Source organism: Marinomonas sp. GJ51-14, from assembly GCF_055808695.1.
Map to the genome: position 1 here is coordinate 1,445,603 of NZ_CM147879.1, position 24,888 is coordinate 1,470,490.

Below are 24,888 nucleotides of genomic sequence, written 5' to 3' on the forward strand. Positions count from 1 at the left end.
GATGTCTTTGATCAATATAAAAAGAAGGTTTGCTGGGATTACTGTCCTTTTTAGCTTGTTGATTAGCTCTATTAACCTAGCTAATGCAGCAGATAGCAATACTGTCGGTAGTGAGATTGTAGGTAGTGCCTATAGTTTGAAAACGGGTTCTTTATTATATCGAGAAACCCATAAAAAGATTAATGATCTGCTTCACCAAGTTGAATATGCAGAGCCTGATAGCAATGTTTTCGGGCGTAAAACTATTGATTTGTCACAATCTCTTATAGCACCAAGTTTTCGTCAAATAAACGAACGTAATGGCGAAGAAATTTATGTAAGACAAGAAGGCGATAATCTTATTGTTACCTATAAAGAGAATCTGACATCTAAGCAAGAATTAGAACGCTTGAAAGTAGACGCAGGCATGATCATTGATGCAGGTTTTGATCATTTTATTAAGCAATACTGGACTGTATTGGATTCAGGCAAGAAACTCGATGTTGATTATTTAGTACCTAGTGAGCAAACCACATTTCGTTTTCGTTTTAGCCGTGCGGAATGTATTGATGGGACGCAAAGTGATGCTACATGTTTTTCGTTATCTCCAATTTCTTGGGTCGTGAAACTGGCCGTCGATCCGATTATTGTTGCTTACAGTACAGCAGAGAAAAAACTATTACGCTTTACTGGACGAGGCAATATTGCCAATTCAACAGGAAAATACGAAAGCGTTGATATTCAATATCGTTATTTTTAAGCCTTTTACCTTCAGTTTATTCAATATATTCATGCAAGTTTTCAGTTATCTAATTTAAAGGAAATAGTATGTGCAATGTATGGCAAGCAATAAAAATCAAAGGGCTAGCTTTAATGTGTTTATTAATGCTTTCCGCATGTTCAGCTCCAGACGTGTCTTTATATACTAAAAATGAACCGAAATTTGATCTACAGAATTTCTTCTCAGGCTCATTAACAGCCCATGGCATTCTTAAAAATCGGAGTGGTGAAGTGATTCGTTACTTTAATGCCACATTAGAAGGCAGTTGGGAAAACGGAGTAGGGACACTTGCTGAAGAGTTTCTTTTTGATGATGGTGAAATTCAAAATCGTACTTGGACCATGACACCTGATGAAAACAGTCAGTATATTGCGACAGCGAATGATGTTGTTGGTTTTGGAGAGGTGAAAATATCAGGGAATGCTTTGTTTATGAATTATGTTTTACAGGTTCCTTATGATGATGGTCTATTGGAAGTGAAAGTAGATGATCGCATGTATATGGTAAAAGATGGTGTTGCTATTAATGAATCTGTGATGACAAAATTTGGCTTTGAAGTTGGCTATTTGTCTATTGTCATTCAAAAAAACCTGACCTCTAACTTAATAATATCTAAAAAACTTAAGTGTCCTCTGAATATGGATCGCTGATTACTGATTGTTTAATACAACTAATAAGGTATATATTTCTGTATTCATGAAAAAAGACTGCGTCTTTAGTCGTATTTTTTATTGGTAATAAAACTGTAGTATGTAATTATCTTATTAGCTTAGTACTTTCTTTAATAAGGTGTTTATTGAAACATTGGCAGTATTTATAAGGCATTTTATGTTTACAAGGATTACGACATTAACACCTTTAAAAAAGAGTCTTATCGCTTCCTATGCCATTGTTTCATTACTTCTAAGTTTGCTTGCTTTTGCTTCAGGCTTGTACTTCTATCTACTGAAAGATTTAAATGATAAATCCCTGTCTGCTGAAAATGCTTTGATTTATCGGATGGACGAGATTTTTAGAGAGCTTAAGTTTGTTGTTGACGACGCTTCTTTGGCTTGTGAAATAGAAGACATTAAACTATTACGAAATAAGACATTCTACTCTCCCATTTTCAAAGAGTTCGGCTTGTTCAATGAAAATTTTAGAGTGTACTGTACGAATTTCGGCTCCAAAGATTTTGGTATTTTCTCAACGATTAAAAATCGTATAAAGCAAAGTAAAGATCATACAACTGTATCTCTTGTTAAGTCTTATACTCTTGGTGAAAAAACATTTTTAGCTTTTTACCTTGGTGATAATGGTATTGGAGCGAATGGTTTGGCACCTCCTAACAGCCTCTCAATAGATATAGATTACCTATTATTACCTGATTACCCTTATGAATTAACTATAGGTAAGCAGGCTTTAGTATCAAAAGAACTTCAAATAGATTCTGAAATATTAGAAAAAAAAGTTGTTTCTCTTGATGATTGGGCGATGACGTTAGAAGTTTATTTGCCATTAAATGTTTATGTTAACAAGGCTATGGCTTTATTGCCTTTTGGTTTTGTTTTATGGCTTGTACTTTGGGTTGCTTCTTGTGCGATTCATTGTGGCTTCCTATATTTGCGTCGATCCTTACCTCACTGCCTAAAAAGAGCCATCAGAGGCAATGACATGGAGGTGTATTTCCAGCCTGTCATTACTTTGGGCGACAATAAAATTCATGATATGGAAGCGTTAATCCGCTGGCGCTCACCTTATCATGGTCAAGTATCTCCTTTATCTATTATTGAAATATCAGGGCGTTTAAATTTGTTAGGTGAACTCACTTGGATGGTGATTCGTAAAGTTGGGCAATTTTATAGGGACAACGAAGTAATATTGAAGGATATTACAACGGCGGTAAATGTAGACAGATATTGTTTATTAAATGATGATTTCGTACCTACATTTATAAAGATTCTTGATGAATATCCTGAGTTAAAAGGTCGATTGGGTTTAGAAGTAACGGAAACTACTGCATTAACAGAAACAGAATTGCCGCTAATGGTGAGTCGTTTTGAACAGATCAAAGCCCTAAACATCTCTTTATCTGTTGATGATTTTGGTACTGGCTATTCTGGTTTAGATTTTCTTCGTCGTTTCCCATATGACACCTTAAAACTTGATCGAGTTTTTATTGCGAGTTTAAAAGACGATCAATTTACTCAACAAGTATTAACCTCTATGACTAATTTGGCAAAAGAGCTCAATATGAAAATTGTTGCCGAAGGGGTGGAGCGTAAAGACCAATTGGACGCCGTGAAAGCCTTAGGTATCGACAGTGTGCAAGGTTATTATTTCTGTGCACCACTCCCTCCAGAGCAAGTTCTTACTTGGATAGCGGAAAATGATGCTAAATAAGTAGAAGCTAACACGAGAGTGTATTCCTAAGATTGTATTCCTAACCGGCTTCTCTTACCCTTTACTCTCTTATTTTTCTGCTCAAGGTTTTATTCCATGGCGACACTGGTTTTTCGACTTAAATATGTACCGGATGAAGAAGCGGATGAAATTCGTCAATTGCTAACGGACCATGACATCCCCTTTTATGAAACCAACGCAGGACGTTGGCAGATATCGATGGCCGGTCTATGGGTTAAAGACAAAGAACAAGCATTACAGGCGCGAGCTTTAATTAAAGCGGATCAAGTAGAGCGAGCAAAGGACATGGTACCTCCGTCATTTGGACAGTGGATACTTGGTTATTTACAACATGCTCGTCAAAATCCTATCGAAGCACTTTTTACCCTATTTGCCGTCGTGCTTATTCTTGGTATTTCTATCGTACCCTTTATGATGTGGCTATAAGGCTTCTTTAGTTCATATAAAGGAATTCGGTTATACTCGCGTTTTAGTTTCAAGCAATGGCATATCAGTGGTTTTAAAAAATAAGAACACGAAAAGTAAACGGACTAACAAACTAGAGCTTCATACTCGTAATCCACACCGTGCGCGTTATGATTTTGCGTTGTTAGCGGATTCTTGTCCTGAATTATCTAGTTTTATTCAATTGAATCAATACGGAAATTTATCGGTTGATTTTTCTAACCCTGAAGCGGTTAAAACCTTAAACCGTGCCTTACTGAATCATTTTTATGGTGTTTCCTTTTGGGATATTCCGTCAGGTTATCTTTGTCCGCCAATTCCTGGACGAGCAGATTACATCCACTATTTGGCTGATTTATTGGCCGCCTCTAATCAAGGGGTTATTCCACGAGGAAAAGGCATCAAGGTATTGGATGTCGGCGTTGGAGCAAATTGCGTTTATCCAATTATTGGTCATCAAGAATATGGTTGGCAATTTGTTGGTTGCGACGTCAACCCTGTTGCTGTGGCAACCTGTGAAACCATTATTAAGTCGAATGCATGCCTAAAAGGAGTCGTTTTTGCTCGTTTGCAATCACAGCCGAATAAAGTATTCGAAGGTGTTTGGAAAGATAAAGAACGCTTTGATGTCACACTGTGTAACCCTCCTTTTCACGCCAGTGAATCTGCTATGATTGATGAGTCTCAGCGTAAATGGCGTGGTGTAAAGGGGAAACCAAACAGTAATACTAAACCGGTTTTGAACTTTGGCGGTACCGCACCGGAATTATGGTGTGACGGTGGGGAAGCTGGTTTTATCGCTCGTATGATCAAAGAAAGTGTTCAGTATGGTGATCGTTGTTTTTGGTTTACATCTTTGGTGGCACGTCAGGGGAATCTTGAAGTGATATATCGCACACTAAAACAAGCAGGCGCTCGTCAAGTGAAAACCATAGAAATGGCACAAGGCCAGAAGATTAGTCGATTTGTCGCTTGGAGTTTCCTCGAAGACGATCAAATCGACTATTGGAGAGACAATTACTGGCAGAGCTAATAGTCTCTTTTATCTCTGTTAAAGTGCTGCGGCAATTTCTGCAGCGAGACGCGCATTATTAAATACCAATTGAATATTACTGGCTAAGCTGTCACCGCCCGTTAATTCGGCAACACGTGCTAGCAAGAAAGGTGTTGATTCTTTACCTGCAACGCCTTGCTCTTCCATTTCAGCTAATGCTTGATTAATCGCTGAATCAATTGCCGCTTTATCCATCGCAAACTCTTCTGGAATTGGGTTAGCGATAATTGCGCCACCATGTAGTTGCATATCCCATTTTGCTCGGATGAAGTTAGCAATGTCATTGGCAGATTGCAGGTTGTAATCAACACTGTGTTCACTTTCACGAGTATAAAATGCAGGTAAAGTATCTGTTTTATAACCTAATACTGGTACGCCTAGTGTTTCTAAATATTCTCTTGTTAATGCTAAATCCAATATAGATTTTGCACCAGCACGAGACAACAGCAACATCGGTCTTAGCTAACTCTTGTAAGTCTGCTGAAATATCGAAAGTCTGCTGTGCGCCACGGTGAACACCACCAATTCCACCTGTTGCAAATACTTTAATACCAGCCATTGCCGCAATAATCATGGTTGCTGCAACAGTGGTTGCACCATGTTGTTTTTGGGCAACAACAAAAGGTAAGTCACGGCGAGAGCATTTAGTAACAGATAGCCCAGCTTTTGCGAGAGTATCGATTTCGTCATTGCTCAAACCTGCTTTAAGGCGGCCATCAATAATAGCGATTGTTGCTGGCACAGCACCGTTATCACGAATGATTTGTTCTACTTTTTTAGCTGTCTCAGCATTTTGAGGCCAAGGCATGCCATGGGAAATAATCGTGCTTTCTAGTGCTACAACTGGTTTTCCTGACGCAAGTGCTGCTGCGACGTCTGGATTGATATCTAGGTATTGATTCATAAACTTTCTATCCATTGGGTTACATTTTGAACGGTAAGATCTGGGTTGTTTGCGTGGGGACTTTCTAAGGTCATTGCAGCGCAAGCCAAAGCAAACGATAAGGCTTGTTCTAACGTTTTATTCTGTTGGCAAGCGCTCAAATATCCGGCTAATAATGCATCACCTGCACCAGTATCACTGTTTGGCTGACTTGGGTGACATGCTTTCTCTAGTGTCTTTTCTGCACTAGCGTAATAAACGCCTTTGCTGCCAAGACTTAGAAGAACAGCCCGAACGCCTTCGTTTAACAAAGCTTGAGCTAGTTTTTTTGGACTTTTTTCATCCACACTGAGAATCGCACGGGCTTCGTCTTGATTGACTTTTAATAAAGCCAACCTGGAAAGAATTGGACGTAATCTAGGTGCTTTTGCTGTGGATACAGCATCAGCAACAAAATCTGCAGTTAGGGTTTGGCTTGCAAGCCATATAATACTTTTTTCAGAAAGGTTAGCGTCTATGATGATGCTATAGGCGCTTTTTAACAAAGCTTGCTTTGTCTCTAACTTATGTTCATCTAAGGTGTCTATAATACGCATATCAGCGATAGCAGCTTGTAATTCACCTTTTTCATTACTGATCGAAAGATAAGTGCCTGTAGGTAAGTTGTCATGGCGAAGAATATTATGGGTGTTTACACCACTTAAACGTGTTTTTTCGATCAGCCAATCACCTCGCTGATCCAAGCCAATAGGCGAAATTAAGTGTACATTTTCACCTAGGCGAGCAAGATTTTCGGCAATATTGCGACCAACGCCACCAGGGCTTTGGGTGATGCTTCCTGGGTTGGAGTCACCTAGTGTAAGCAAAGTATTACTATGTCCATTGATGTCAACGTTAGCACCACCAATGACAATATAAGTATTTTGCTCTGCTAATAAATAACCTTTGCCTAGAATATAGCCTTGTCGAGTGAGTTGCATAATATGTCCAGCAACGGATTCTCGGCTCATATTAAGTCGGTCCGCAATAGCTTGCTGTGATGCGAGCGGATCGAGTTTAATTGCTTCATATACGCGATAAGTTTGATCTTTCATAATAAAACTAACAAAAGTTTAAAGTATTAACTTATGTTAAAAAAAGTATTGATACAAGTGTTTTGAAGTGAATGTGACATGAAATGCAATAAAGTCGACTATTCTTAAGCCTTAGAGGCTTTTTTTGTTTCGACTCAATAGTCTATTTGTTAAGGTCTTGGTGACTAACATTAAAGAGGTTTTCGGGTGTTAAAAAGCTTTCAAGCACGACTGATTATATTTGTTCTGGTGTTGCTCGCGTTGGTTCAACTTGGGACCGCGGTTGCGGTATTGTCATCGTTAAAAAAAGATAACTATGCACAGGGTGTTCATGCCATTGATGTGTCTCGTAATATTTTTGATTTATTACTCGAAGAACGTGCTGAACAGTTAACTAAGAGTGTTCAGATTTTGACGTCGGATTTTGGTTTTAAACAAGCTGTGGCGACACGCGAAACAGGCACAATCCGCTCAGTATTGCAAAATCATGGTGCTCGTATTAATGCTGATATTTCGCTTCTGGTGTCACCAAGTGGCGAGATAATTACAACGACTCAAAAACTCGATGATAATAATACGATTTCGGAATTAGTTATTGCGGCTCGACGATCTGGCAGTTCATCGATTAGCACAATGATGGCACTTGAAGATCGTGCTTATCAACTTGTGTTAGTGCCTGTTAAGGCCCCGAATGTCGTCGCATGGGTAGGTATGGCGTTTTCTCTAGACCAAGCTTTAGCGGAACAGATCAAAAATGTTGCGGGTTTAGATATTAGCTTTGTTAATGAAATCAGTAGTTCTTATATTACTCCTGTCGGCTCGACTTTGCCTGAAGAAGAACAAAGTACACTGTTTGGTAGTCTAAGTAACATTGGTAACATCTTTCAGTCTCCTGTGTTTTCTAATGATGAAAAATACTTATCCTTGGGGGTTGATTTGGGGGTCGAAAAACAATGGGGCGTGATTCATTTGTCCTATGGTCCTTGGCTGGAAAGCTACAACAACACTCGTAATCAATTATTGTTAATTTTCTCTGCTGCTCTCGCGTTGGCATTGTTATTAGGTGTGGTGTTTGCACGAAACATGACCAAGCCGATTGGTCGATTGGTCGATTATGCAAAACAGATCGGTTTGGGTGAGAGTAAAGTAAAAGCCCCCAGTTTGAGTGGTGAATTTTGTGTTTTGTCTAACACTATGGGAACCATGCAAGATTCGATTAAAAATCGTGAAGAAGAGCTAACTTATCGCGCGTCCCATGATGCTTTAACTGGATTATTTAACCAAAGTGCTGTTGAGTTGCATCTGGCGGATATTTTGCCAAAAGATCAAGGTAGTTTAGTACTTGTTAACATTAGGCACTTTAAAAATATCAATAATATGTTGGGTGTTGATGTAGGTAATATCTTGTTATCAAAGGTAGCAGAACGTCTTAAAGGGTGGAAAAAATGCTCCAAGATGCGAGCTCGATTACATGGAGATAAATTCCTGCTGATATTTGATCAAAACGTATCGACTCAAGATTGTAGTGATTTAAAAGCCTTGTTTGATAAAGAGTTTCAGACTGAAAGTGGTTCGGGTGCGCAATCTTGTATGCGTCTCGATATTAGTATTGCAGTGCTGCATTTCGAACAGGCAACAGGCAATGTTAATAGCGCCATGAGACGCTTAGATATTGTTTCTGATAAAGCTCGAGAAGAAAGTGGTTTGTGTGTCTTTTATGAGCAAGGACAAGATGAAAATCATCAGCGTCAACTAACCATTATTCGTGATTTGCCCATCGCCTTAGCAAGTAATCAGTTGTTCGTCGTATACCAGCCAAAAGTAGGAGTGGCAGCAAATGATTGTCAGGAAGCTGAGGCGCTTATTCGTTGGATTCATCCAGAACTTGGCTTTTTACCTCCAGATGAGTTTATTGCCTTGTTAGAGCATGCCGGTAGCATTCAGTTGTTAACTAAATGGGTAATCAAAACGGTTTTATCTCAGCTTAGTGTTTGGTGGGAAAATGGTTATGAAATTCGTGTTGCGGTGAATTTATCTGCTCATGACTTAATTGATGAAGAGTTGCCAGCAATGGTTGCTCAGGCCTTAAAAGAAAATAATCTGACAGAGCGAGCATTGGCTCTTGAGGTTACCGAAAGTGCGGTGATGAAAGATCGTACTAAAGTGATTAAGGTATTAAACGCTCTACAAGAAATGGGCATTCATCTGGCAATTGATGACTTTGGTACAGGCCAATCATCATTGGCGTATCTGCGAGAGCTTCCAGTTAACGAAGTTAAAATAGACCGAGCTTTTATTCAATATATTGATACTAATAAAGGTGATGAATTTATTGCTAAAGCGACTATCGGCTTGTCCCATAGCTTGGGGTTTCAGGTAACGGCCGAAGGTGCTGAAAATGCTGAAGGTGTTGAGCTACTAAGAAATTACGAATGCGATAAAATACAGGGCTATTTCTTCGCGAAACCTATGGTTGCTGAAGATTTCTTCCAATGGCGTGAGGACTTTCATAAACTTTCATAATCCTTTTATGCTGTCTCTGTTAGGTTAGTTAACTATGTTATTTTTAGTGCGAATGATACTGCTGTTATTACTTATCGTCAGTGTCACATTAGTTGGCATTGTTTTTTGTTTATTTACTTTAGGTTCAAAGAATCGTGTCTATCATATTGGACAGGTCTTTTCTAAAGTAACACCGCTTTTTGGTTTGTCTGTTGAAGGGCGTGTGTCTCCGCTGTCTCAAGGTTCTCCTCAAGCTGTCTATGTAGCCAATCATCAGAATAATTTTGATTTATTTACATTGGCTGCAGTATTGCCCAGAGGTGTCGTTACTGTGGGTAAGTCTAGCTTATTGTGGATTCCTTTTTTCGGTGTGCTCTATTGGGTGAGCGGCAATATATTAATTAACCGCGATAATCGAAAAAAAGCGATAAAGACAATTGATCAAGTGGTGTTCAGCATGAAAAAAACTGGGCTTTCTATTTGGATGTTTCCTGAGGGGACTCGTAGCCGCGGAAGGGGCATGTTGCCGTTTAAGCGAGGAGCTTTTCATGCGGCTGTACAGGCTGGTGTACCTGTTGTGCCAGTTATTTGCAGTAGTACTCATGGGCAAGTGAACTTGAATCGTTTAAATAACGGTAAAGTTATCGTTGAAATGCTTGATCCAATCGATACTAAAGGCTTGCATGAGACGGATGTTGTTCATTTGATCAAAGTCTGTGAGCAAAAAATGCGTGAAACTCAAGAACGTTTGGATCGTGAACTTTCCCAGAGCTAGCTTTAGCTTTTGAGAGAAAGGGCGGTTTTCAGTGCTTCCTGCATCCCTAGTTTAACGGGGTGAGTATCGGATAAGGCTCGTGTTGCCCACTCTGGATGTTGTTGTGCCTGTTTCCAGAAAGGATTTATTTGTGCCATGAATTCATTGTTCTTGGATGGTGTGACAAGCTGAAATGCTTGCTGAGAAGCGTGTCCTCGTTGGTGTAAATGCCGAATGGCGGTTAAGCCACGCAAGCACAAGAGTGTTAGTGTTGCTGAGTCTAGGCACAAGTAATGACGGCTAGTTAGCTTGCTTTTTAAAGTGTCTTTATAATGCTGCCCGGTTTTCCAGGTCGCGCCTAAAAGTGCGCCAATGGTTGTGGCGGTTCCTAAGGTTAAACCCGCAGACATAACATCGATCCCTGCTCCAATTGCAGCACCTGTTAGTGCACTTGTTCCTGTTTCAATTCCCCATTCTTTTAGCGTTTCGCTATCAAAAATATCTTGTTGCCATTGATTGTTATTGATTGGTAATGGAGAGGCAATTAAGTCTTCTTTTTGAAATTCATAAAGGTGTAATAACTCGGCGATATGGTTTCGTTCCATTTGACGTATTTTCTCTTCAAATAAAGCAGATTCTGTTTGGCTGGGAGGATATTGAGCACATTCAAGACGTGAACTGGCGGTTTTTATAAGTAATTCAGCCAATTGTTTGGTTGCTATGGTAAGGCGTAGCTGGGCAGCGACTTCGCGGGATTCAATCAATTGGTTAATGGTTTCGTAATATTCAGGCATTAAACTCTGGATGTTTTGATAAAGCCGTTTTTCATCTTCAAAATAAAATGCCACAGAGTCGTATTTAACCACCGCATGTAAGTGTCGTTCTGCTAATACATCGCGCCAAGCTTTTAAGTGGGCGCTTGGTGTCGCACTGAAGTTTAATACTGGAATAATGGGTTTGTTGGCACTGGCTAATAACGCCAGTTCGTCTAAATATTTCCCGAGAGGCGCTTGTCGTATATCAATCACGTAGAGAATGATATCGGTATTTGTTAATTGTTTAATGATTTTGGCTTCTTGTTCAAACTCATTTTTTGCAAAGCGACTGTCACAAAAAGGCTGTAGCCACTGGGAACCTTGTAACCCGCGAAAGTCATTAGAATGGCGAACGTCCCATAGGCCGGTTGAATCTTCGAATCCTGGCGTGTCTGTTAATGTCATGATAGTTTGCAGACCAATGTTTACCTTGACACTTTCCACATGACGAGTGGTTCCCGCTCTGTCGTTCACGTCGCCAAAGTCGTGTCGGCGTAACAAGGTGCGAATGAGTGAGGTTTTGCCTGTATTGGCGTGACCAACGACAAGAAGAGATATCGACACAGGTTACTCCTTTCTTATAATTCGGGTAAACGGCAACTGGACTTCTTTTGCAAGCCGTTGCCAGTCTTCAGCAAAGTTAGCACCTTCACCACCAGATATCGCCATAAATGGTGAAGAATAAGATGTGCTCACTTGAGTGAAAAAGCGTCTACTGCCTCGATCAGGGCTTTGTGTTGCATCAACCAAAATATAAACAGGTGTTGGGGTCGCGTTGATTAAGAATTGTGCTTGCTCTTCTCGACTGTTTAACAAAGATAAGGTGCTGGCTTTATTTAAAAAATTTGGTTGAGGTGCGCTCCATTCAAACAGCGCCCAAGCCTGTAAAAAAGCACTGTCGTCGAGCGTGTCTATATGTTCTTGGTTCGATGTGCTTTCTGTTTTAACGGTTTTATTTGAATCATGATCTACAATGACTTTACTGTGTTTTTCTTGGTATTGATAACGGTTTTGAATAAGGCGTTCCTGCGTACTAAGTGGCTGTATTGAGCGTTTTACGTAATACATACTTATACTGATTAACGTGAGTATCAGTCTTGGAAGTACGCCATAAATCATAATGCTAGCGAGCAAGAAATTCGCCCAGTGTTGTCTGGTCGCTGAATTCTGAGAAACCAGATCGATTCGACTTGCCAAAATATCAAGCTGATTAGGAAGGGATAACCCAAACCATTGTGGAATGATGCTTAATGTTTGAGTGAGCTGGATAAATGCCTCATCACTTAGCAGCGTTGTTTCCCAGACAAAGTCGACTTGATTGGTTAGCAATAATAATAAAGTCATCAGCCAGCCTGCGAATAAATAACATCCCCACGCACCATGTGAAATACTGCTGACTAACCATTTATTTGACTGGGTAGGGCATTGCCAATGTAGATAGGCTTCGGTGGTGTCTTTATCTATATGTGAATACTTACTTATCTTTTTATTCAGAAAAATCAAAGTACTTAACAACATCCCTTTGCTTTCGGATCTGTGCCTCATGGTTGCAAGCATAGTAATGAACCAAGCGGTAAGGTTCAGTAGGTTAAAGCCTAATAAGACGATAAAGAGCCAGAAAATATTAACTTGATTTGATTGGCTGGTGGCAAAAGCAGAAGGGACTGCGATGAGCCCTAACAAAAAAGAAACAGCCAAAATGCCTAAAATAACGCGATTGAAATAGCGCTTCATTAAAGAAAACTGAATGGAATAACTGGTCGGTTTAGGTGACGTATCAAGCACTTCTAGTGCAGACGTCAGATCGTTCGCATGAGCTGGCAGGCGAAACTGAGTGTGCGTTTCTAACCAAGCCGCAAGGGCAAGTTTGGCGCGTTTTGTAGGAAAAGCCATATTATCGCATTACTCTTTTAAGCGTTATCAATACTAAGTTGTGATGATAGTTTGCCATAGTGTTGATCACTTTGTTTTACTAAATGTGTTTGCTAATGGTAAGGGCGCGTCGGCTTTTATTGCTCGGATAGCAAAATTACTCTGAATGCCTTTTACGAAAGGTAGGTTTTGTACTTCTTTTAAGATTCGTTCGTAATCGGTTAAATCTTTTGCCACAGCTTCTAATCTATAATCGGCAAAACCAGACACCAAGTACGCACTAATAATATTGTCTAAATCCAATACTTTTCTCTCAAATTCTTCGATGCCTTCGGTGCTGTGGTTATTGAGTCTCACTTCAATGAATACTGTCATCGCAAAACCCGCTTTTGTACGGTCTAGCTTGGCGCTGTAATTCTTGATATAACCCTCAGCTTCTAGCGCTTTTACGCGACGTAAACAAGGTGAAGCAGACAGGTTAATTTGTCCCGCTAGGTCAACATTACTCAAGCGTCCGTCATGTTGTAATTTCTGTAAAATTAGAAAGTCGGTGTTATCTGACATGATTTTGGCATATCCATTAAGTTTTTGGTTTTAAAATAAGTATTTATACTAAAATATAGCGAATTAAAGGTGTAATTGGCAAGGACATGCTCGAGTCTCATCAGCATAATGATGCTTCGTTTAACTGAGGAATGAAGATGCCATACCTTGTCGAAAAAAAGCGCTTGAAGTAAAGACAGTAGAAGAGCCTTCTTATCGAAAAATTGCGAGCGGTAAGGCTTTGTATTTGGGCATTGGTGCGGCATTTTTTACTGTTTGTATTTGGGCCTGTTGGCTTGTTGTTATTAAATTAGGCACACAAACAGCCTTAACTTCTTATGATCTAGCGTTATTTCGATTTGGTGTGCCTTGTTTTGTTTTATTGCCTTTTGCTTGGCGGGCGCGAAAACAAATACTTGCTTTACCGCTGAAATATTTAATTGGCATCACCTTTGGTGCTGGTGTGCCATTCGTTTTTTTAAGCTCAGCAGGAATGACATTTGCGCCTGTTTCTCATGCGGGTTTACTGCTCCCCGGAACTTTCCCCTTATTTGTGAGTGCGATTGCCTATTTTTTCTATAAAGAATCATTAAGTCGTTTACGTTTATGTGGGTTAATCGGTATTTTTTCTGGCATTGTTTTGTTGTTATTAATCTCTTTATTGGTGACAGAAGGGCAAGTTTGGTTAGGTGATTTATGCTTGCTAGGTGGTAGTTTATGTTGGGCGTTATATACAATTAGTTTGCGAGTTGCAGGTTTACCACCGTTAGCCGCTAGCGGATTATTGAGCTTAGTTTCATTGATTTTGTTATTTGCTTTATTTCTTTTTGGTGTTGTTGATTCAGGAATTAACCAAGTCAGTCTTGATGTAATATTAAAGCAACTGCTTGTACAGTCTATCTTGGTGGGTGTGATCGCAGGCTTCAGCTATGGTTTTGCCATCAATAAATTGGGCGCAGAGCGTACTTCAGCAGTCGGTGCACTTACTCCAGTGCTCACGTCTTTATTGGCCATTCCATTATTAGGTGAAATCCCTACGTTAGAGATTGTCGCTGGATTAGTTTTAGTGGGCGTGGGTGTTGTATTTGCCAGTGGAATTCTGGGGTCTAAGAAAAGTGTTCGCGAGTAAGCTTTATATAATTATTTTATTTAAGACAATCAGATAAATGTCACCTAAAGGGTCGAAATATGTAGGAAATTGTTAATCTTGATTGCTCCATATTAATAATTAACTTTAATATGTCTCATATATGCTGTATCCATCAGCTTTGTGGGGAGATTAAAATATGCGTTTAAATTCCATTCGAGTAAAAAGCTCAATACCTATAGTTGTTATGACTATTACCTTCGTTATTGCTTTGTCGGCAATGACACACATTATTAATCGATTAGAAGGCGCCTTAATTGCCCAAGTTGATAATTACACTGTCGCTGTGTCGGAAATTCTGAATGCGGATAGAGACCTCTATCAGGCTAAATTAGCGGAGCAGCGTCTCACTACTGGTGTAGGGGATGCTCAAAGTGAAGAAAAAGATCGAGTGGAAAATGCTCAACAAGTTAAAGATCGAGTTGAGTTATACCGTACCTACCTTAAAGACGAGCCTAGCCTTAATAAAATGATAGAGCCATTTGATGTGGCCTTCTCCACCTGGTTAAGCTCTTCAAATGCGTTGGTTAAAATGAATGTGAACTCATCAGACTTTCAAGCCGCTGAAGAAAAAACGGATGCAGATTTCTCCGCTTTAAGAGATATTCTAGACTCAGCGGGTGAATTAGTTAATCAACGTTCCCGTGAAGCTCAACAAGAAGTAGCAACACATGTTGAAAGCTTCGGAAATATCTTTCTTGTCGTTATTATCATTGGATTGCTGATTTCTATTTGGTTTAGCTACAAGGTACCTAAAACGCTAACAAATCAAGTTCGTTATTTAGGGCAGCGTATTCGTGAGATTTCTGAAGGTGATGGTGATTTAACTCAGAAAATCGAATTTTCGACAAAAGATGAGTTAGGAGATCTGGCGGATGAATTTAATGGATTTATGGATCGACTTAGAGGCATCATTAGTAGTATCCATAAACAATCTGATTCATTAGGTCAAATGACCACAGGATTAAAAGACGTCTCAGTCAGAACATCTGATATTACTTCTGCGTTAGCCAATGCTTCTGAGTTTATTGTTAGTGCAGGCCATGAAATGGACATGTCTAACCAACAAATGGCATCTGTTGCTCGTGATACCGCAGATGAAGCGAATAATTCAAATGTACTTACTCAGAGTGGAATGTCAGCGGTAACTAACTCTCAGAAAGCTATAAAAGAATTGGTAGCAGACATTGAATCAGCACTTGCCCGTTCGAATGAATTACAAAAAAGCTCAGAAGCCATCACCTCTGTTTTAGAAGTGATAGGTAACATTGCCGAGCAAACTAACTTGTTGGCTTTGAATGCGGCCATTGAAGCAGCACGAGCTGGTGAACAAGGCCGAGGTTTCGCAGTTGTTGCAGATGAAGTAAGAACCCTTGCAACTCGAACACAAGATAGCACAAATGAAATCGAATCCATGATCGAAAAGCTTAATATCAATGTTTCTGAATCAGCGAAGGCGATTCGTAACAGCCATGATAATGCAGAGTTCACAGCAAGTAACTTTGATGAAGTGACTAAAACATTTACGGCATTAAGTGAATCCTTTAGCAAGGTTCAGGAAATGGCTGCGCAAACAGCCCAAGCGACACAAGAACAATCTGTTGTCGCCAACGACTTGAATCAAAATATGGTGTCTTTAAACGAACAAACCACCTCAGTACAAACGGTTGCCGATTTGATACATCAACAATCGGAAGACATATCTAAACTGTATAAAGAGCTTGATCATCAAGTAGGCAGCTTTAAGGTTTAGTCTTTCTTAACTCATTTCAAAATGAAAATATAAAGCCGTTTATCGCAAGATAAGCGGCTTTTTTATGGCTGTTGTTTCGTATGTTTAGGGGCTATTCTAATAGTGACTGGCGAACTTATTAAAATGGATAATTATCAGGAAGGAGATAGCCATGAGTGATATTTTAAAATCCGTTCATAAAACGGCTAAAGGGTTAAACAAAGCAGGTGTGATTGATAAAACCACCATGCGTAAGTTTGATGCATTGTGCCTCACTTCTATTCATGAATTTACGCCTGAGAAAGTTCGTCAACTACGATTGGCTAACAATCTTTCGCAACCTGTTTTTGCCCAATATCTAAATGTCAGTGACAAGCTGGTCAAAAAATGGGAGCAGGGTGAAAGCAAACCCAGAGGCGCCGCGCTGAAAATGCTGTCACTGGCTGAGAAAAATGGAATTGAAGCAATAGCTTGAGGAATTATAACAATTGACGAACAAGTCTCTTCCCCTTGTGTCTTTGAAGGGGAAGACGGAAGATGGGGTTAATCTCTTTCTAGCCTATAATTATTGGTACGGAAATCTTACGAAACAAGGATGCTGCATGTCACATAATAAAACACTTACTCAGCTTTTCTGGTTTAAAGCTGCGCTTGTTGTGCCCCTTATTTTCGGAGCTGTAGTCGCTGGTCTCATTGTATATCATGATTCGTATTTCGCTGGGCCCGCATGTTGGACATCTGATTGTATTAACGATGCGATTACTCGTCTTAAAGTTCCACTCACTATAATAGCCCTTATTTTTCCTGCGGTTGCTCTGGTTGCTTCGAACCATAGGTCTGCTCAAACTGCTGCTCAGATTGAGAGAACGGATAAACAAATTGAAAAAGATAGACACGAGTTGTTAAGAAAAGAGCGTGATTCTGCATTAGTTGCGTATTCATATTTTAGGCAGCTTGGTCGAATTGCAGTATTTCTTGCTAGCGATACACATTCAGATTTTAAAAATGGAAATGGACAAGCTAAACAAAGAATCGAAGAAATTTATGATGGCTGGAAGCATGCTAGCAATAGTGATGATTGTGTTAAAAGTATAATTTTTGCAGATAATTGGGCTGATAAGCAGGAAAATGTAGATTTAATTGATACGTTTGATATGGCTCTGTTGATTGCTAGAAGTAATATTCATATGAAAGGTGAGGGCGCATTAAAGGGAAAATATCGTGAATCATTAAAAGTGTTGAGTAATGCTCTTGATACATTTTCAAGACTATCACACCTCTATTCAATAGATATTGGTTGCTTTATAGATATATCTAAAGATCATGATTTATATGTGGAAATTGAACAGGAAGCTAAGCAGTCGTTGGACAATATTAGGGATATACAAAAAAAATTGAAAATTCAGAAAAGAACTAGATTCTAGGGCCTATCAAGTATAAAAAAAAACCGCTTCCATCTCTGAAAGCGGTTCTTGTATTTCTAAGCCTTAACTCAACAATTAAGCATCAATACGTTTGTATTTGATACGTGTTGGTGTGGCTTCGTTGCCGGTACGTTGTTTGTAGTCGGCTTCGTATTCTGCGTAGTTGCCTTCGAAGAAGACGGCTTTTGAATCGCCTTCGTACGCAAGGATATGCGTGGCGATACGGTCTAGGAACCAACGGTCATGGGAAATAACAATGGCCGCACCTGGGAAGGCAAGTAATGCGTCTTCCAGTGCTCGTAAGGTTTCCACATCAAGGTCATTGGTCGGCTCATCCAGTAGCAATACGTTGCCGCCTTCTTTAAGCAGTTTGGCAAGGTGCAAACGGTTACGTTCACCACCAGATAAATGCTTAACCAATTTCTGTTGATCTGATCCTTTGAAGTTAAAGCGACCTATGTAAGCACGAGACACAACTTTGTAGTTGTGCACTGTAATCATGTCTTGGCCGTCGGCAATTTCTTCAAAAACGGTTTTATCACCATCCAGTTCACGCATTTGATCTACGTAAGCCAGTTGTACCGTTTCGCCCAGTGTGACTGTTCCTGTATCTGGTTTTTCGATACCGGCAATCATTTTAAACAGTGTTGATTTACCCGCGCCGTTACCACCAACCACACCCACGATAGCGCCTTGAGGTACGACCATGTTGAAGTCTTCTAGTAGCATCTTGTGTTCGAAGCTTTTGCTGACGCCTTCGATTTCGATGACTTTACTACCAAGACGTGGTCCCGGTGGAATGTACAATTCGTTAGTTTCGTTACGATCTTGGAATTCTTGAGAGTTCATTTCTTCGAATCGGGCCAAACGCGCTTTAGATTTAGATTGACGACCCTTGGCACCTTGACGAACCCATTCAAGCTCAGATTTGATGGCTTTCTGATGAGATGCTTGTTGCTTCGCTTCGCTAGCAAGACGAGCATCTTTTTGTTCTAGCCAAGAAGAATAGTTACCTTCGTATGGAATACCGTGTCCACGGTCAAGTTCCAGAATCCAGCCTGCTGCGTTATCAAGGAAATAACGGTCATGGGTAATGGCCACAACGGTACCCGGATAATCTTTCAGGAAGCGTTCTAACCAAGCAACGGATTCCGCATCCAAATGGTTGGTTGGTTCGTCTAGAAGTATCATGTCTGGCTTGTCGAGTAATAAACGACACAGTGCAACACGGCGACGTTCGCCACCAGAAAGATGTTCTACTTTCGCGTCCCAAGGTGGAAGGCGAAGGGCATCAGCTGCGACTTCAAGGGCACGTTCTAGGTTGTGGCCTTCTTTTGCTTCGATCAAGGCTTCAAGCTGACCCTGTTCTTTAGCAAGCGCATCGAAATCCGCATCTGGCTCGGCGTATTCTGCGTAGACTTGATCTAGGCGAGCCATAGCTTCGATAACGTCAGAAAACGCTTCTTCGACAATACCGCGTACGTTTTTCTCTGGATCAAGATGGGGTTCTTGCTCCAAATAGCCGATCTTGATGCCCGGCATTGGTCGTGCTTCACCATTATGTTCGGTATCAACACCGGCCATGATGCGAAGAAGAGTCGATTTACCAGAACCGTTAAGGCCCAATACACCGATCTTAGCGCCAGGGAAAAATGAAAGAGAAATGTCTTTAAGAATCTCACGTTTAGGAGGAACAACCTTCCCAACGCGGTTCATGCTGTATACAAATTGAGCCATAAAAAGAATCAACTATCCTATGATTTAGAAAACGCCCCACGGCTTGCCAAACCTGATATTGAATCAGTATGGGCATTCGGTGGAGAACGAACAAAACAAATGTGCTAAGAACAAAGCAAGTCTGCTAAGAATAGCACAGCTGGCGCTAATGAAGAATAATCAGCGAGGCACCAGCCACCACTAAAATTGCCCCTAGCCAAGCGCCAAATGCAGGTCGCTGGCCAGTGGTAATCCATAATGCTGGTAAGATAAGTACAGGTACCACTGCGGACAAGGTAGTGACAATACCTACATTAGCGTTTCCGACACCCCAAACCAAAAGACTCATACCGATTACCATGCCAATCGTCGCCATGGCAATTACACCGAGAAAGTCAGAAGAGTTCAATTGCCAAAAGTGAAGGGCGTCGGCGGGTTGCTTGTGTCGATAAAACAAACCATACGCAAGAATAAGAGCGATTGCGCCAGTGCTAACACGTAATGCTGATACGGCAATCGGATCTGCACCATCCAGTAAAGCTGGCTTGCTGAGTAATGCACCGCTGGCTTGTCCAAGAGCACCACCTAATGCCATAAGAATACCTGCACTCAGCTTACCTTTAGTTTGCTCCCATGCGTGATTATTGTTTCGTTTACCAAATAATATGGCGATGATTACACCGGTTAGAACTAGGCCACAAGCAAGTAATTGGCTAAAGGAAAGATACTCATCTAGGAATAACCAACTGAGTAAAATTGACATGGGGGCATTGGTTGCGAAAAGGACGCCAGTACGTCTTGGCCCAAGACGATGTACAGCGCTAAACAGCATTGTGTCACCAAGAAAAATGCCCAATAAACCAGATAGCATGACCATTTCTGAATGTTGCCATAGCTGAGTACTAAAGCGCTGACCAATAACACAAACAAGTAATAATATAGAGCTGGCGATTGCAATTCGAACGGTATTGAAACGCATGGTACCAAAGCGCTGTATTAATCTAGGCGCCATTAAACTTGAGATGGTCCAACATAACGCGGCGGCCAAACCGGCTAACTCTGCAAATGGCATAAATATCCTTGTTAACTCGCCCGTTACTATGAAAACGTACGTTTCCAAGAAAAGTACATTTGTAGCTATATAGTGGCGGGATTGGTATGATTTGAGCCAGAAAATGATGGCCTTTATTGAGGCATTCTTACACCAATTTAGTGATATTGGAAGCGCTATGCGATGCCCTTTTTGTGGAACTCTAGATACTAAAGTAGTCGACTCTCGGTTAGTTTCGGAAGCCGCACAAGTACGCCGTCGTCGTACCTGTATTCATTGCCACGAGCGTTTTACCACGTTCGAAGTGGCTGAATTACAAATGCCAAAATTGATTAAAAGCGATGGTAGTCGTGAAGCTTTTGATGAAGACAAATTGCGTAATGGCATTATCAAGGCCATAGAAAAACGCCCAGTGAGCAGTGAAGCTGTTGAAACCGCCATCACCAGAATCAAAGAGAAAATGCAGGCAACTGGTGAGCGTGAATTACCTTCTCGTTGGACTGGCGAAGCCGTTATGGACGAATTACAGCGACTTGACCAAGTGGCTTATGTTCGATTTGCCTCGGTTTATCGAAGCTTTAAAGACATTAGTGAATTTCGTGAGGCGATCGATCGTCTAGAAAGTAACAGTACGGAATCACAAGCACCTAAAGAAGATAACTAATGACAGTTTATAACCATGAATACTGGATGGCGAAAGCCATTCAGCTGGCCAAAAAGGCCTTTACACAACACACCCTAATCCTCGTGTCGGCTGTGTGTTAGTCAAAGATAGTCAGTTGATTGGACAAGGTTTTCACTTGCAAGCAGGGCAAGCTCACGCTGAAGTGAATGCTTTGGCTGATGCGCAAAATAATGGGGCGGAGCAAATAAAAGGCTCTACGGCGTATGTCACCTTAGAGCCTTGCAGTCATCAAGGTAAAACACCACCCTGTGCCGATGCTTTAATCAAAGCGGGTGTGGCGCGTGTCGTATTCGGTATGCAAGACCCAAATCCAGAAGTATCCGGTCGTGGTTTGGCGAAATTGAAAAAAGCCGGTATCGAAGTGATAGGGCCAATTCAAGAAGCCGAATGTGAAGAGATCAATCTAGGTTTTATTAAGCGTATGCGAGAAGGTTTACCTTACATACGTGTGAAACTGGCAATGAGTATTGATGGTCGAACAGCAATGGAATCTGGCGAAAGCCAATGGATTACTGGAGCCGAAGCGCGTCTTGATGTGCAGCGTTTACGTGCACAAAGTGATGCGATTGTGACGGGTATTGGCTCCGTTCTAACAGATAATCCAAGTTTGACGGTGCGTATTGATAGTAATGATCAAGAAGCTGATCCGAAAACTGTGCGCCAGCCTTTGCGTGTTGTTATGGATACGGCATTATCGATTGTGCCTGAAGCTAAGATTCTTTATCCCACTTCACAAGCTTGTGTATTTTCTATCGAAGAAGAAATTGAAGATGAACATCTTGAAGTACTAAAAAAGAAAGGCGTTACTGTGCGTTTTTGTTCTCGTGGTGATGATGGCCGTTTGGATTTGTTAGATGCTATGGAGCAGCTTGCTGACGCGGGTATTAATGAGGTTTTGCTCGAAACAGGCTCGGAATTAGCAGGTGGTTTTTTACAAGCCGGTTTAGTGGATGAAATTGTTGTTTACATGGCTCCTAAGTTGTTAGGTTCAAGTGCGCGTCCCTTGTTCCAATTGCCTTTAGAAGCGATGGATGAAGCGGTTGAGTTAGAGCTTAAATCAGTTCGTAAGATTGGTCAGGATTTGCGTTTGGTATATTTGCCAACCTATTTGGATGATGAGCTTTAAAGTAGTGATGTTGAAAAAAGTGCTGGCTTCTCGTTAACGCTGAGTCATTGCTTTCTAAGTCTTTTTCTCGTTTCTTTGCTGTGGATTGTAAAAAAGGATGTTTTCTTTGTGATATTTAGAAAACTTTGCCGAGAAACGTAGGATAAAAATTGCTATAATCGCCGCCCAAGATGAAACCTATATTTGTGCCTTGGATCATAATGATCGAAAGCACTGTCTAGCAGACGAACATAAGCACTACCAAACAGACAAAATGTTAGCCCATAAGGCGATGTAGTCTGGATAACTGAGGCAAAAAATGAGCGAAGTGGAAACAACAAACGACCAAACTCCAGCACCGAAAAAGAAGGCCAAAAAGCCTTCGCGTTCACAAATGCGCAGTGCTTCTCGTCGTTTGGCATTACAAGCGGTTTATCAATGGCAGATGAACCAATCGGCTGTTAGCGAAATTGAAACCCAATTCGTAATTGACCAAGACATGGACTCTTGTGATAAACCTTACTTCCGTGAGCTTCTGCAAGGTGTAACAGCCAGTGCTAAAAAGCTAGACGGATTGTTTGAAGAATTACTTGATCGCCCATTAAGCGAACTTGATCCAATTGAATTGGCTGTTATGCGTATCGGCGCATTCGAATTGTCAGAACGCCTAGACGTACCATACCGCGTTGCTATTAACGAAAGTGTTGAATTAGCGAAAGGCTTTGGTGCAACGGAAAGCCATAAATACGTTAACGGTATTTTAGACAAACTTGCACAACGTGTTCGTCGTGAAGAAATTGCAGCACGTCGAGAAGCGAATAAGTAGTCGATAAAAGGTTAGCTCCTTAAAGGCAGCCAACCGTCATCGAAAGCGTTTATAAAAAATAGTTAAGAGCCCCGTTATTACTTGTTAATAACGGGGCTTTTTTTACAGATGATGAAAGCCCTAGCGTCTCCGAATTTGTTTACTATTAAGAGAACTCGTTCATCAAGAGTCATTTATAGGACGTTTAGATGTTTTCAAATGTGTGATGTAAATCTGCGTAAAATGAAATTACTAACTTTCTTACTGATGCTAATTTTAAGTCTGATTAATGCTTAAAACGTTCTTATAGGAAAAAGCAGATGAAGATATTGATGAGCCTTATTGTAATGGGTGTTTCTTTTTTCACTTATGCCAAAGCACCACAAGTGGCTATTGATGCTTGTGAAAGTCAGGTTGCTGGAAACAGCTGCAGTTTTAGTTCGCCAAGAAATACAGTCGAAGGTATTTGCCGTCAGCCACCTTCTCAAAAACAACTGGTTTGTGTACCAGAAAGAGGCGCTGCGAATGGACTGTCTGGCAATCAACTCTCTGACGCTGGTTCATCTAATGCTAGTGGGCAAGTGCAAAGACGCGCGCCAAGAAAACATACTGCGATTCAATCAGATGGAAAGATTGAAATGTTGGAAGCGAATGTAGAACCGATTACGGATAATGAAATTAGTGTTCGTGTCGAAGGTGATGTACGCATCCTTGTTGCCAATGGTGTTTCTGAACACCTAACAGGGCAGTTCCCAAATTCTGGTAATCCGAACGAGATCAAAGAGCAAAGCTATACGTTTAATATTCCAGCTAACCCAAAGGTTGCAAAAGAAATTACACCTTTAGGTTTACATGATTTTGGTTTGGGGTTGAACGGCGTACCGTTTGATCCTATTGCGGCAGAATGGTATTTGGGTGATCGAAACAGCGGTTGGCAATACGAAGCTATGTCTGGTGCTGTGGAATTAGGTCTGGACGAAAATCATGCTCATGTCCAACCTACAGGTGCTTACCATTATCATGCGTTACCTACCTTATTAGTGTCACGTCTTCATCTTTCAAGCGAAGAACATTCTCCTTTAATTGGCTGGGCTGCGGATGGTTTTCCTATCTATGCACTTTATGGTTATAAAGATCCTGAAGACAAACATTCTGATATTGTCGAACAGACTTCTAGTTACCGGTTGAAAGGTGGCCATAGACCAGAGGGTGGCAGTAATCCTGGTGGACATTACGACGGCACTTTCGTTGCTGATTACGAATATGTAGAAGGCGCTGGAAGTTTGGATGAATGTAATGGGCAAAGCACCATCACTCCAGAGTTTCCTAATGGTACTTATGCGTACTTTTTAACAGACACCTTCCCTGTTATTCCTCGTTGTTACAAAGGCACGCCATCAACAGATTTTACGCAGCAACGAGCTAGATAATGGCAATATCGTTGGCTGCTTTACAGGGAACCAGTTATTATGCGTGATATTAAGGTTGCTATGTAAGCTTGCCGAACAATTTTAGGATTATAATGAAAAAGAACTTTGTTTTATCTCACCCAAAAAAGCCCTATCAGCGCATCATAGAAGAAGCGAAAAATGAAGTGAAAAAATACATCAAGCAAGAACGCGCAAAAGCCTTGCCTGAGAATACTGATTTTTGGGGATTTGATTGCAAGTTTGGTCAAACAGCAGATAAAGCTAGAGTGATTCACGAAGGAGATATTAATACCAATATTAGCTCTGCTCAGAGTCAACATTGGAAATCCTTTTATCTTGAAGTTGTTGCAACACCAAAAACTCGCATTAAGCGTCCAGACGCGACAAGCTAAGGCGCTTCATTTCTCACCCCTTTCTTTGTAGATAAGGGCGGCATGTATTCATATCGCTGCCCTTAATTAAATAAAAAATGGCCACCTCAGATCTTTCTACCTTTCAAAGGCGGGAAGGCTCGTGTTTTTTGTCTTTTCATGAGTAATAATTATTGTTAAACGTGAATCTATCTGAATTATTAGTAATACTAATGTGGCTGTCGAGAAACTTATTTTTTATTTTAAAGAATGACTTATAAGCGATGTTGAAAGATTTTTATTATTTTTAACAAGGTTGAAAAAGTATCCAGGGAAAACT

At 40.7% G+C, this 24,888-nt stretch carries 22 protein-coding genes and 1 pseudogene; 16 read left to right on the forward strand and 7 right to left on the reverse strand.

What is annotated here, in order from left to right:
* Nucleotides 1-7: 7 nt before the first annotated feature.
* The 5 genes from AC0L3Y_RS07050 (at nucleotide 8) to rlmF (ending at nucleotide 4,640) form a co-directional block, all read left to right on the forward strand.
* Nucleotides 8-739: a hypothetical protein gene (locus AC0L3Y_RS07050; protein ID WP_473470107.1), complete on the forward strand. Its 732-nt coding sequence runs from the start codon at nucleotides 8-10 to the stop codon at nucleotides 737-739.
* A gap of 68 nt (nucleotides 740-807) precedes the next feature.
* A complete protein-coding gene (locus AC0L3Y_RS07055) occupies nucleotides 808-1,410 on the forward strand; it encodes a DUF3833 domain-containing protein (protein ID WP_473470108.1) in 603 nt (200 codons plus the stop codon).
* A 178-nt stretch (nucleotides 1,411-1,588) separates the two neighbouring features.
* On the forward strand, nucleotides 1,589-3,142 hold the full coding sequence (locus AC0L3Y_RS07060) for an EAL domain-containing protein (RefSeq protein ID WP_473470109.1): 1,554 nt from the start codon (nucleotides 1,589-1,591) through the stop codon (nucleotides 3,140-3,142).
* Nucleotides 3,143-3,238: 96 nt separating this feature from the next.
* Nucleotides 3,239-3,589 carry a DUF6164 family protein gene (locus AC0L3Y_RS07065; protein ID WP_473470110.1) on the forward strand — a complete coding sequence of 117 codons (351 nt, stop codon included), beginning with the start codon at nucleotides 3,239-3,241 and terminating at the stop codon, nucleotides 3,587-3,589.
* A gap of 67 nt (nucleotides 3,590-3,656) precedes the next feature.
* Nucleotides 3,657-4,640 (forward strand): 23S rRNA (adenine(1618)-N(6))-methyltransferase RlmF, encoded by a 984-nt coding sequence (gene rlmF, locus AC0L3Y_RS07070; RefSeq protein ID WP_473470111.1) that lies wholly within the window; start codon nucleotides 3,657-3,659, stop codon nucleotides 4,638-4,640.
* A gap of 18 nt (nucleotides 4,641-4,658) precedes the next feature.
* Here the strand turns inward: rlmF and AC0L3Y_RS07075 are convergent.
* Both AC0L3Y_RS07075 and AC0L3Y_RS07080 read right to left on the reverse strand, forming a co-directional pair.
* A pseudogene (locus AC0L3Y_RS07075) lies at nucleotides 4,659-5,565 on the reverse strand (pseudouridine-5'-phosphate glycosidase).
* Complete coding sequence (locus AC0L3Y_RS07080) at nucleotides 5,562-6,638, reverse strand: carbohydrate kinase (RefSeq protein ID WP_473470112.1); 1,077 nt, start codon at nucleotides 6,636-6,638, stop codon at nucleotides 5,562-5,564. Before AC0L3Y_RS07080 ends, AC0L3Y_RS07075 begins: the two are co-directional and overlap by 4 nt.
* A 186-nt stretch (nucleotides 6,639-6,824) precedes the next feature.
* Here AC0L3Y_RS07080 and AC0L3Y_RS07085 point away from each other — a divergent pair, with 186 nt between their 5' ends.
* Complete coding sequence (locus tag AC0L3Y_RS07085) at nucleotides 6,825-9,140, forward strand: putative bifunctional diguanylate cyclase/phosphodiesterase (RefSeq protein WP_473470113.1); 2,316 nt, start codon at nucleotides 6,825-6,827, stop codon at nucleotides 9,138-9,140.
* A 34-nt stretch (nucleotides 9,141-9,174) separates the two neighbouring features.
* Nucleotides 9,175-9,894, forward strand: coding sequence for a 1-acylglycerol-3-phosphate O-acyltransferase (locus AC0L3Y_RS07090; RefSeq protein ID WP_473470114.1), 720 nt, complete (start codon nucleotides 9,175-9,177; stop codon nucleotides 9,892-9,894).
* Nucleotides 9,895-9,896: 2 nt separating this feature from the next.
* Here the strand turns inward: AC0L3Y_RS07090 and AC0L3Y_RS07095 are convergent, their stop codons facing one another.
* The 3 genes from AC0L3Y_RS07095 to AC0L3Y_RS07105 all read right to left on the reverse strand — a co-directional run bounded on the left by AC0L3Y_RS07095 (nucleotide 9,897) and on the right by AC0L3Y_RS07105 (nucleotide 13,124).
* Nucleotides 9,897-11,252 (reverse strand): DUF3482 domain-containing protein, encoded by a 1,356-nt coding sequence (locus AC0L3Y_RS07095; protein ID WP_473470116.1) that lies wholly within the window; start codon nucleotides 11,250-11,252, stop codon nucleotides 9,897-9,899.
* A gap of 3 nt (nucleotides 11,253-11,255) precedes the next feature.
* On the reverse strand, nucleotides 11,256-12,581 hold the full coding sequence (locus AC0L3Y_RS07100) for a DUF2868 domain-containing protein (protein ID WP_473470117.1): 1,326 nt from the start codon (nucleotides 12,579-12,581) through the stop codon (nucleotides 11,256-11,258).
* A 66-nt stretch (nucleotides 12,582-12,647) separates the two neighbouring features.
* Entirely contained in the window at nucleotides 12,648-13,124 is a 477-nt protein-coding gene (locus AC0L3Y_RS07105; protein ID WP_473470118.1) for an Lrp/AsnC family transcriptional regulator, read from the reverse strand.
* Nucleotides 13,125-13,350: 226 nt separating this feature from the next.
* Here AC0L3Y_RS07105 and AC0L3Y_RS07110 point away from each other — a divergent pair, with 226 nt between their 5' ends.
* The 4 genes from AC0L3Y_RS07110 (at nucleotide 13,351) to AC0L3Y_RS07125 (ending at nucleotide 17,406) form a co-directional block, all read left to right on the forward strand.
* On the forward strand, nucleotides 13,351-14,232 hold the full coding sequence (locus AC0L3Y_RS07110; RefSeq protein WP_473470119.1) for a DMT family transporter: 882 nt from the start codon (nucleotides 13,351-13,353) through the stop codon (nucleotides 14,230-14,232).
* A 157-nt stretch (nucleotides 14,233-14,389) separates the two neighbouring features.
* On the forward strand, nucleotides 14,390-16,003 hold the full coding sequence (locus AC0L3Y_RS07115; protein ID WP_473470120.1) for a methyl-accepting chemotaxis protein: 1,614 nt from the start codon (nucleotides 14,390-14,392) through the stop codon (nucleotides 16,001-16,003).
* Nucleotides 16,004-16,154: 151 nt separating this feature from the next.
* Complete coding sequence (locus AC0L3Y_RS07120) at nucleotides 16,155-16,457, forward strand: helix-turn-helix domain-containing protein (RefSeq protein WP_473470121.1); 303 nt, start codon at nucleotides 16,155-16,157, stop codon at nucleotides 16,455-16,457.
* A 127-nt stretch (nucleotides 16,458-16,584) separates the two neighbouring features.
* A complete protein-coding gene (locus AC0L3Y_RS07125) occupies nucleotides 16,585-17,406 on the forward strand; it encodes a hypothetical protein (RefSeq protein ID WP_473470122.1) in 822 nt (273 codons plus the stop codon).
* A 75-nt stretch (nucleotides 17,407-17,481) separates the two neighbouring features.
* On the opposite strand, the gene ettA is transcribed toward AC0L3Y_RS07125, so the two are convergent.
* Together ettA and AC0L3Y_RS07135 are read right to left on the reverse strand one after the other, a co-directional pair.
* Nucleotides 17,482-19,143, reverse strand: coding sequence for an energy-dependent translational throttle protein EttA (ettA, locus tag AC0L3Y_RS07130; protein WP_473470123.1), 1,662 nt, complete (start codon nucleotides 19,141-19,143; stop codon nucleotides 17,482-17,484).
* 145 nt (nucleotides 19,144-19,288) lie between these two features.
* A complete protein-coding gene (locus AC0L3Y_RS07135) occupies nucleotides 19,289-20,194 on the reverse strand; it encodes a DMT family transporter (RefSeq protein ID WP_473470124.1) in 906 nt (301 codons plus the stop codon).
* Nucleotides 20,195-20,351: 157 nt separating this feature from the next.
* On the opposite strand from AC0L3Y_RS07135, the gene nrdR reads away from it, so the two are divergent.
* The 5 genes from nrdR to AC0L3Y_RS07160 all read left to right on the forward strand — a co-directional run bounded on the left by nrdR (nucleotide 20,352) and on the right by AC0L3Y_RS07160 (nucleotide 24,590).
* Entirely contained in the window at nucleotides 20,352-20,837 is a 486-nt protein-coding gene (nrdR, locus tag AC0L3Y_RS07140) for a transcriptional regulator NrdR (RefSeq protein WP_473470597.1), read from the forward strand.
* Between the two features lie 94 nt (nucleotides 20,838-20,931).
* Complete coding sequence (ribD, locus tag AC0L3Y_RS07145; protein WP_473470125.1) at nucleotides 20,932-21,984, forward strand: bifunctional diaminohydroxyphosphoribosylaminopyrimidine deaminase/5-amino-6-(5-phosphoribosylamino)uracil reductase RibD; 1,053 nt, start codon at nucleotides 20,932-20,934, stop codon at nucleotides 21,982-21,984.
* Between the two features lie 298 nt (nucleotides 21,985-22,282).
* The gene (gene nusB / locus AC0L3Y_RS07150) at nucleotides 22,283-22,789 is read left to right on the forward strand and encodes a transcription antitermination factor NusB (RefSeq protein WP_473470126.1); all 507 of its coding nucleotides are present in this window, start codon (nucleotides 22,283-22,285) and stop codon (nucleotides 22,787-22,789) included.
* Nucleotides 22,790-23,088: 299 nt separating this feature from the next.
* Entirely contained in the window at nucleotides 23,089-24,198 is a 1,110-nt protein-coding gene (locus AC0L3Y_RS07155; RefSeq protein WP_473470127.1) for a YHYH protein, read from the forward strand.
* A gap of 92 nt (nucleotides 24,199-24,290) precedes the next feature.
* Entirely contained in the window at nucleotides 24,291-24,590 is a 300-nt protein-coding gene (locus tag AC0L3Y_RS07160) for a DUF6172 family protein (protein WP_473470128.1), read from the forward strand.
* Nucleotides 24,591-24,888: the final 298 nt, after the last annotated feature.